The following is an 8,691-nucleotide window of genomic DNA, read 5'->3' as shown; positions in this document are numbered from 1 at the left end:
GGGCGCGCTGCCGCGGGTCAGCCGGGTGACGTGCGCGCCCCACCGGTCGCGACGCTGGCGCATGGTGCCCCACGTGACGGCCGTGTCGACCCGGGCGCGGGCGCCGGGCACGAGGGCGGAGCGGTCGTCCCCGGCGAGCAGGGCCGTGAGGATCCCCTCGGAGGCAGCGGGCGACGAGGATCCCGGATGCCGCGCGGGGAGCCGGAGGAGCGTGGCCGGCGCCAACGGGACGGGGCCGGTGAGACCGAGGTCGGTCCCCGTCTCGACGGCGCCCATGGCCCAGTGGCGCTGCAGGAGCCGGAGCGCGGCCGCGAGGGGGCCGCGGGATCCGCTCGGCCGCGGATCGAGGCCGGCCGAGACCGAGAGGGCGTCCGGATCCCGGTCGAGGGCGGCGACGAGGAGCTCGAGGACGCGGGGCTCCAGCTCGGCGTCAGGCGAGACGAGCAGGACACGCCCCTCGTCGCCGACCAGTCGGAGGGCGAATCCGTACGCGGACCGGAGCGAGCTCTCGCGGGGTCCGCGGTCGATGACCGTGACGGTCGTGCTGGCCGGGCCAGCTGCTGTTCCGGCACCGGCACCACCACCGGGGCGGGCGTGCTCGTGGCGGCCGTTGAACGTCCGGGCCACGGCGAAGGTGTCGTCGTGGCTGCCCGCGACCACGACGACCACGCGCTCCGGTGGGAGCGTCTGCCCGAGGATCGACGCGAGCGTCGCCGCGATGGTGGATCCCGCATCGCCCGCCACCACGACCGCCGATACGGCGTCGCGCGGCGCCGGCCCGGGGCGCTCAGGCGGGGGCAGGGGCGTGCTCTGATCGTCCATGGGCCTCTCGACGACGGTGGGTCTCGGTGGGCGGTCGGCCCCGGACGGACGCGCACTGCCATGTGCGATATTACGTGCCGCCGGGCGCTGCGCGCGCAGCGCCCACGGCCCGGTCGCCCGCCGGGCGCCGTCCTAGGCTCGATCCATGAGCGACGACGACGCCCCCGACCGCGGATCAGCCGACCGGGAGGACGCCCCCGACGCGCACGGCCCGAGCATCGTGTGGCTCCGCGACGACCTCCGCGTGGCCGACAACCCGGCCCTGCACGCCGCCGTCGAGCGGGGCGAGCCGATCGTGGTGCTGTACGTCCTCGACGAGGAGAGCGACGGGATCCGCCCGCTCGGCGGCGCCGCCCGCTGGTGGTTGCACATGAGCCTGTCGCGTCTCGGCGAGTCGCTCCGGGAGCTCGGTTCGCCGCTGGTGCTGCGGCGCGGCAGGGCAGCTGACGTCGTCGACGACGTGGTGGCCGAGGTCGGCGCGGGCGCCGTGCTCTGGAACCGGCGCTACGGCGGCGCGGAGATCGCGGTCGACACGGCGATCAAGAAGGACCTCGGTGACCGCGGCCTCGACGTCCGCAGCTTCCAGGGGTCGCTGCTGGTCGAGCCGTGGACGGTGACGAACAAGCAGGGCGAGCCGTTCCGCGTGTACACGCCGTTCTGGAAGACCGCGCAGGAGCGGGAGGAGCCGCGTCGGCCGCTGCCCGCGCCCGAAACCCTCGACAGCCCGCGGAAGACCCCGCGCTCCGACGACCTCGACGACTGGGAGCTGCTCCCGACGAAGCCCGACTGGGCGGCAGGCCTCCGCGAGGCCTGCGACCCCGGCGAGGCCGCCGGGCTGCGGCGCCTGGAGGACTTCGTCCACCACGAGCTCGAGGACTACGCCGCCCAGCGCGACGAGCCCGCGGCGATGACGACCTCGCGCCTGTCGGCGTACCTGCGCTGGGGCGAGGTGAGCCCGTTCCAGGTGTGGCACCGGATCCAGCGCACCCGCGGGAAGAAGGTGGGCGGCGACGAGGTCAACGCCACCAAGTTCCTGTCCGAGCTGGGCTGGCGCGAGTTCAGCTACCACCTGCTGTACCACCACCCCGATCTGGCGAGCCGCAACTTCACGCCGCGCTTCGACGCGTTCCCCTGGGACGAGCCGCGCGACGAGACGCTCGGCGCCTGGCAGCGCGGCGAGACCGGCGTGCCGCTCGTGGACGCGGGCATGCGCGCGCTGTGGAAGGACGGCCACCTGCACAACCGCGTGCGCATGGTCGTCGCGTCGTTCCTCATCAAGAACCTGCTGATCGACTGGCGCCACGGCGAGCAGTGGTTCTGGGACACGCTCGTCGACGCGGACGCGGCGAACAACGCGGCGAGCTGGCAGTGGGTCGCGGGATCCGGGGCGGACGCCGCCCCCTACTTCCGCGTCTTCAACCCCGTGCTGCAGGGGCAGAAGTTCGACCCGTCGGGCGAGTACATCCGCTCCTACGTGCCCGAGCTCGCGCACGCGCCGCGGGACGTCGTGCACGAGCCGTGGAAGGCGATGGGCGACCTGGTCGCGAGCGCCGAGGACGACGCCGACGGGGCGGCCGACGGCGGGCTCGCGGCCTACCCGGCACCGATCGTCGACCTCAAGGAGTCGCGCCAGCGGGCGCTCGCGGCGTACGACGAGGTCAAGGACCGCTGACCCGACGGGCCCGCGCGGCGAAGGCGCGGGCCCGGAGCCGGTCGGGTCAGGCGCGGTCGCCCTGGTCGTCCCCGCCGCCGAGGCGCTCGGCGCGGTCGTGGCGTTCGCGGATCCCGCGGCCGCGCTTGACGTCCTCGCGCTCCGCGGCGGCCTTCTTGTCGCTGATGACGGTGTCGCGCGGCGGCAGCTGCAGCGTCTCCTCGGCCGCGATGCCGGCCTGGAGCTGACGTCCGCGCTCGAGCTCGGCGTCGAACTCGGCACCGAACAGCAGCGCGAGGTTCGCGATCCAGAGCCAGAGCAGGAACACCACGACCCCGGCGAGCGCGCCGTAGTTCTTGGCGTAGCTGGAGAAGTTCGTCACGTAGAAGGCGAAGCCGACCGAGGCGACGACCAACACGACGAGCGCGATGGCCGCACCCATGCTCATCCAGCGGAACTTCGGCTGCTTCGCGTTCGGGGTGGCGTAGTAGAGGATCGCGATGAGCAGGACGATCGCGAACGCGAGCACCGGCCACTTGGCGATGGACCAGACGACCTGCACGGTCTGCCCGAGGCCGAGCGCCTCCCCGATGGCGTCGGTGACGGGGCCGGAGATCGCGATGATGAGCGCGCAGATCAGCAGGATCACGATGCCGATGACCGTGACGGCGAGCTGCATGGGCTTGAGCTTGAGGAACGGGCGGCCCTCGGGGATCTCGTAGATGCGGTTCATCGCCCGGGTGAACGCCCCGACGTACCCGGAGGCCGACCAGATGGCGAGCACGATGCCCGAGACGAGGGCGAATCCGGCGGCGGGCGACTCGACGAAGCCCTGGATGATGGGCTCGAGCAGCTCGACCGCGCTCGGCGCGATCGGCCGGACGACCTCGATGACCGCGTCCACCGTCGAAGGCCCCTGCCCGAACACGCCGAGCAGCGAGATGATCGCGATGAGCGCCGGGAACAGCGACAGCACCGCGTAGTAGGTGAGCGACGCCGCGATGTCGGTGCACTGGTCGGATCCGAACTCGCGCATCGTCTTCCGGAGGACGTACTTCCAGGACGGCTTCTCGATCTCCGTCGGGGAGTCGGGCTTGCGCGCGTCGTCCTCATCGGGCCGGTCCTCGATGGTGCCGGCCGTGTCTCGTCGTGCCACTGGTGCCTCCGTGGTGTGCTCGGGTCGGGTCCCCTCCCCCAGCGTGGCCCGCGCACGGCGGCGCGCCTAGGCCGCGCCGACCACGGCGTGCCTGCCATACCGCGGGACGGCGACGGCGTCACGCGTCTCGTACACTCGCCGAGGGCCTCGCGCGGCCGCGGATCCGGCACCCGCCGGAACATCCGCCCGCTCGCGCGCGTTCCACTTCCGTGATCGCCCGGGCGATCACCGTGCTCCGCCGACGCGCGCACGGACACCGCACGAGCAGAGGACGCCGCATGCTGCGCACCATGATGACCGCGAAGATCCACCGCGCCACGGTGACGCACGCCGACCTGCACTACGTCGGCTCGGTCACGGTCGACCGCGACCTGCTCGACGCCGCGGACATCCTCGTGGGCGAGCGCGTGAGCATCGTCGACGTGACGAACGGCGCGCGGCTCGACACCTACACGATCGCGGGCGAGCGGGGCAGCGGCGTGCTCGGGATCAACGGCGCGGCCGCGCACCTCGTGGGCGTCGGCGACGTCGTGATCCTCATCGCCTACGGCCAGATGACCACCGAGGAGGCCCGCGTCCTCGAGCCGCGCGTGGTGCACGTGGACGCCGGCAACCGCATCCGCGCCGTGGACGCCGACCCGACAGCGCCGCCCGCGCCTGGCCTCGAGCGCTCCCCGCTGTCCGAGCGAGCCTGATCGGAGCCGCCTCGGCCGGACCGGCAACTGTACTGGGTCCCCCAAACGACGGACACAAGCGCTTCCCCCCAATACGGGGTACATTCCCGCGCAGTCCGGGGGATCGTCAGCATGCGCGGCTACCGTGAAGGTATCCGGTACGGCTCTTCGGGTGAGCGGTACCGCACCAGCCGGTTCGTCTGCGGGTAACAGACGTTCACGTGCGCAGTCCGGCCCGGGCCTCGAAGGCCCGGGCCGGTCTCATTCCCTCTCGATCCCCTCCGGTCAGCGTCCTTCCGCGCGGCGTCTGCGCCGCTCGTCGCGCTCCGCATCGGCCGCCGCGGCCTCCTCGGGCGTCGGCGCCGTGCCGCCCCGGTGCCGGGGCTGCCACCACGCGCCGCGGCCGTCCACCGGGTAGGACGACTGCAGGTCGTCGACCAGCTGCTGGAGCTCGAGGCGCAGGGCGTCGGTGACCTCGCGCGGATCCGCGTCGGGCGCCACGGGGATCCGCTCCCCCACGCGCACGTGGACGGGCACGCCGACGCGGTCGCGCATGCGGATGCGGCGGTTCTTGGTGAGGAGCCGGTGGCCGCCCCACACGGCGACGGGCACGATCGGGACGCCGGCCTCGGCGGCCAGCCGCGCTGCGCCGGTCTTCAGCTCGCGCACACGGAACGACGCGCTCACGCCCGCCTCCGGGAAGACGCCGATGAGCTCGCCCGCGCGCAGGGCGGCGACGGCGTCGGCGTAGGCCGAGGCGCCCGCCGTCATGTCGACGCTGATGTGGCGCATGCGGCGCATCACCCAGCCGACGCCGGGCTTGTGGAACACGCTCCTCTTCGCCATGAACCGGATCCGCCGGCGGTTGTGCAGCCACGTCGCCCACTCGACCAGCGCGAACTCGAGGTAGCCGAAGTGGGTCATGGCGATGACCGCGCCGCCGGTGTCCGGGATGCGGTCGCGGCCGTCGGCGACCAGGCGGAGGCGGAGGGATCCGAAGAGCGCGCGCCCCAGGATGACGGCGGTCCCGTACACGGGCTCGCGGGTGCGGCGGTTCATGCACCGACCATACGGGGGCAGCATCGACGCCGACCGGGAGCCGTCGCTCGGCGGATCGGCGGGTCGACCCCGCCCCCGGCTGTCGGGCCGTGCCCGCGGATCAGCGACGGCGGCGGGCGGGATCCAGCCAGTAGTTCGAGAAGCCCGTGTCGGCCGGGTTCACGTTGAGGCCGGGCGGCACGATCTCGTCGATGCGGTCGAGCGTCGCGGCGTCGAGCTCCAGGGTGGCCGCGTCGAGCTGGGACTCGAGCTGCTCCATGGTGCGCGGGCCGATGATCGCGCTGGACACCGCCGGGTGCCGCAGCACGAACGCGAGCGCGAGGTGGACGAGCGGCACGCCCAGCTCGTCGGCGAGCGCGCCCAGCTGGTCGGCGGCCTCGAACTTCGGGTCGGACGGGTCGTAGCGCGACGGGTCGCGGTCGTTGCGGTGCGTCTTCGGGATGTCCTGGCCCTTCCGGTACTTGCCCGACAGCCAGCCGCCGGCGAGGGGGCTCCACACGAGGGTGCCCATGCCGTGACGCTGGGTCGTGGGCAGGAGATCCGCCTCGACGCCGCGGGTGAGGAGCGAGTACGGCGGCTGCTCCGTGACGAAGCGGGCCGTGCCGCGCTCGCGTGCGACCCACTGGGCCTCCACGACCTGGCTCGGCTGGAACGTCGACGAGCCGATGTAGCGGACCTTGCCCTGCGCGACGAGGTCGGTCAGCGCGCCGAGGGTCTCCTCGATGTCCGTGTGCTCGTCCGGTCGGTGCATCTGGTAGAGGTCGATGTAGTCGGTGCCGAGGCGACGCAGGGAGTCCTCGACCGCGCGCATGATCCAGCGGCGCGAGCCGCCGCGGAAGTTGGCCTCGGGCTTCATCCCGTTGAAGAACTTGGTGGCGAGGATGAGGTCGTCGCGGCGGCCGGACTGCGCGATCGCCTTGCCGACGATCTCCTCCGACTCGCCGTACGCGTAGATGTCTGCGGTGTCGATGAAGGTGATCCCGGCGTCGATGGCGCGGTGGATCACCCGGATCGACTTCTCGTGGTCGGTCTCGCCCCAGGCGCCGAACATCATGGTGCCGAGGCAGAGGCGCGAGACCTCCACGCCCGTGCGGCCGAGGTGGGTGGTGGGCTGGTCCGTGGACGGCTCTGTCATGAGCGCCACGCTACGCGCTAGGCGTCAGGGGCGGCCGTCCGCGGCATCGGCGGGCGCGACGTCGGACTCGGTGGAGGCGCCGGGCTCGACGGTGGCCTCGGCCTCGTCGTCCATGGTCTCCAGCGTGATGTCGGCCTCGGGGGCCTCCTGGCCGTCGGCGTCGAGCGGCACGATGTAGTCGCCGAGGCGACGGCGGGCCGCCTCCTCGCGCTGCACGCGGATCCGCTCGAGCTTCTCCTCGCGCAGGCGCAGGCGCTCGGTGTCGACCTCGACGCGGCGCACGGTGACGCCGCGCGTGGGGCCGGCGGCCTTGGCCGGGGTGGTCCCGCGGCTGGGCTCGCGCTTGGCCGCGGCGCTCGCCGGCTTCCGCGACGGGGCGGTGCCCGACTTCGCGGCCGCCGAGGCGGGCTTGGTCGACACAGCGGGCGGCTTCCCCGAACCCGGGCAGCGCTCGTGGTTGCGACCGTGGTCGAGGATGTTGCCCGTGGCCATGCCGACGGGGTTCGCCTTGCCGCAGACCGAGCACTTCGTCGCGGGGGTTGCTGCCACGTTCGATACCACTTTCCATCGCCGCGCCGTCGCCGGACCGAGGATGCCGGTCGGCCGGACGGCGCGTCTCAACGCTACCCGACGCGGGAGGTGCGGGGATACCGGAGTCCCCGACCGGGTGCGTCAGGCCGCGACGCAGGTGGTGCGCATCCGCACCGTGACGGCTCCGTCGGCCTCCTCCGCCTCGAGGTCGACCGTGACGGAGGCGAGCTCGTCGAGGCCGGCGAGGTGCGTGCCGCCGCAGGGGATCCGCGCGGTGCCGTCGGGCAGCTCGCACACCCAGGAGCGGCGCGAGGTGAGCAGGTCGCCCTCGCGCTCGATCCGGGCGGCCGCTCCGGACGCGACCCAGCCGGCCAGCGTGGCGTCGACACGGGCGCGCACCTCGTCGAGGTGGTCGAGGAGCGCGGCGGGCACGAAGCCCTTCTTCCGCAGCGACTTGCCGAGGCGGTAGGTGTCGACGGACGACCAGGGCCCGATGCGCGAGGTGCCGATGGCGAGCGCGTCGAACCCGGGGGCGCCGAGCGCGTCCACCGGCACGTCCTTGGTCCACGCGTCCGCGAGCGCGCGGTCGAGGGCGAGCGAGGCGAGGTGGCAGCCCGTGTGGCCGGCGCTCAGGGCGCGGCGGTGCTCGGGATCCACCGCGACCTCGACCGCGTCACCCTCCCGCACGTCGGCGTCGCCCGGCACGACGTGGACGGCCACGAACGACCAGCCCTCCGCGCCCTTCTTCACGGGCACGTCGGCGCCGACGTGCAGCGCGGGGCGCCCGCTGTCGGGATCCGCCTCCGCTGCGCCGACGAGGCAGTCGAGCACCTCGATGCCGGACCCGCGCACGCGGAGGACGGCGCGGTCGGCCGGCTGGTCGGGCCAGGCCGCGTCGACCGGGTGGCAGGCCGTGGCGTCGAGCACGACGGCGCGCGTGCCGTCGGCCAGGTCGTCGACGCGGAGGACGGTCCCCTCGGAGGCGACGGATCCCGCCGGGTAGGTCACGCGCGTGGGCGGCAGGGCGACGGCGCCCGCGGGGGTGGAGGTCATGGCGGCTCCCGGCTCGGTGTGCGTCGATCCTCGCAGACCGGGCGCGGCGGACCGGACCCGCGGATCACGCGGGTGCCGCCCCGCGGGACGCCGCACGGCCGAGCAGGCGCCGCAGCACCGCGCGCTCGAGGAGGGTCCACGCGGCGCTCGACAGCAGGTAGAGCGCGGCGGCGAGCGGTGCGACGCCCGCGAAGACGACCGTGACGAACGGCAGAACGCGCATCATGCCGGCCATCCCCGCCATGCCGGGGATCGCCGGGTCGGCGGGCACGGGCGGCCCCTGGAACCGCAGGTCCGCGCGCCGTCGGACCTCCACCACCACGGCGAGCAGCCCGAGCACCGCGATCGAGACGACCACAGGCACGACCCCCAGCCCGGCGGCCGCGAGCGCGCTCGTGCCGAGCGGCATCCCCGCGAAGGGCGCCGCCAGCAGCGCGTTCGCCTCGCCGCCGATCCGCGCGTGCACGAACAGGGCGTACACGGCCGCGAGCACGGGCGCCTGCGCGAGCGTCGGCAGGCAGCCGGCGAGCGGCGACGCGCCCTCGCGGGCGTACAGCTCCTGCGTCGCGCGTGCGAGCTGCTCGGGCTTCCCGGCGTGGCGGCGACGCAG

At 74.0% G+C, this 8,691-nt stretch carries 9 protein-coding genes; 2 read left to right on the top strand and 7 right to left on the bottom strand.

Features of this window, described 5'->3' with window-relative positions; translation table 11 throughout:
* Positions 1-822: glycosyltransferase family A protein (locus tag DZG00_RS09255; protein WP_147359962.1), on the bottom strand; the 822-nt coding region annotated here is incomplete at its 3' end.
* A 145-nt stretch (positions 823-967) separates the two neighbouring features.
* On the opposite strand from DZG00_RS09255, the gene DZG00_RS09250 reads away from it, so the two are divergent.
* Complete coding sequence (locus DZG00_RS09250; protein WP_119382985.1) at positions 968-2,494, top strand: cryptochrome/photolyase family protein; 1,527 nt, start codon at positions 968-970, stop codon at positions 2,492-2,494.
* 46 nt (positions 2,495-2,540) lie between these two features.
* On the opposite strand, the gene DZG00_RS09245 is transcribed toward DZG00_RS09250, so the two are convergent.
* Positions 2,541-3,629: a YihY/virulence factor BrkB family protein gene (locus tag DZG00_RS09245; protein WP_119455560.1), complete on the bottom strand. Its 1,089-nt coding sequence runs from the start codon at positions 3,627-3,629 to the stop codon at positions 2,541-2,543.
* 278 nt (positions 3,630-3,907) lie between these two features.
* On the opposite strand from DZG00_RS09245, the gene panD reads away from it, so the two are divergent.
* A complete protein-coding gene (panD, locus tag DZG00_RS09240) occupies positions 3,908-4,324 on the top strand; it encodes an aspartate 1-decarboxylase (protein WP_119383149.1) in 417 nt (138 codons plus the stop codon).
* 264 nt (positions 4,325-4,588) lie between these two features.
* Here panD and DZG00_RS09235 read toward each other — a convergent pair whose 3' ends face one another.
* From DZG00_RS09235 to DZG00_RS09215, 5 genes are all read right to left on the bottom strand, one after another.
* A complete protein-coding gene (locus DZG00_RS09235) occupies positions 4,589-5,362 on the bottom strand; it encodes a lysophospholipid acyltransferase family protein (RefSeq protein WP_119455559.1) in 774 nt (257 codons plus the stop codon).
* Between the two features lie 100 nt (positions 5,363-5,462).
* On the bottom strand, positions 5,463-6,497 hold the full coding sequence (locus DZG00_RS09230; RefSeq protein WP_119382877.1) for an aldo/keto reductase: 1,035 nt from the start codon (positions 6,495-6,497) through the stop codon (positions 5,463-5,465).
* 24 nt (positions 6,498-6,521) lie between these two features.
* Positions 6,522-7,046, bottom strand: coding sequence for a hydophilic protein (locus DZG00_RS09225; protein ID WP_233549158.1), 525 nt, complete (start codon positions 7,044-7,046; stop codon positions 6,522-6,524).
* 123 nt (positions 7,047-7,169) lie between these two features.
* The gene (locus tag DZG00_RS09220) at positions 7,170-8,081 is read right to left on the bottom strand and encodes an alanyl-tRNA editing protein (protein WP_119382875.1); all 912 of its coding nucleotides are present in this window, start codon (positions 8,079-8,081) and stop codon (positions 7,170-7,172) included.
* Positions 8,082-8,145: 64 nt separating this feature from the next.
* The coding region (locus tag DZG00_RS09215) for a YidC/Oxa1 family membrane protein insertase (RefSeq protein WP_119455558.1) at positions 8,146-8,691 on the bottom strand (546 nt) is incomplete at its 5' end.

It is taken from the genome of Clavibacter lycopersici (assembly GCF_003576405.1).
GTDB lineage: Bacteria > Actinomycetota > Actinomycetes > Actinomycetales > Microbacteriaceae > Clavibacter > Clavibacter lycopersici.
The sequence above is the reverse complement of the archived record's forward strand: the minus strand, read 5'-3'. Positions and strand labels throughout refer to the sequence as shown.

Excerpts from the sequence above, each read along its gene's own strand:
- DZG00_RS09230 (WP_119382877.1), bottom strand. The coding sequence starts at position 6,497 with ATGACAGAGCCGTCCACGGACCAGCCCACCACCCACCTCGGCCGCACG.
- panD (WP_119383149.1), top strand. The coding sequence starts at position 3,908 with ATGCTGCGCACCATGATGACCGCGAAGATCCACCGCGCCACGGTGACG.
- DZG00_RS09235 (WP_119455559.1), bottom strand. The coding sequence starts at position 5,362 with ATGAACCGCCGCACCCGCGAGCCCGTGTACGGGACCGCCGTCATCCTG.
- DZG00_RS09220 (WP_119382875.1), bottom strand. The coding sequence starts at position 8,081 with ATGACCTCCACCCCCGCGGGCGCCGTCGCCCTGCCGCCCACGCGCGTG.
- DZG00_RS09250 (WP_119382985.1), top strand. The coding sequence starts at position 968 with ATGAGCGACGACGACGCCCCCGACCGCGGATCAGCCGACCGGGAGGAC.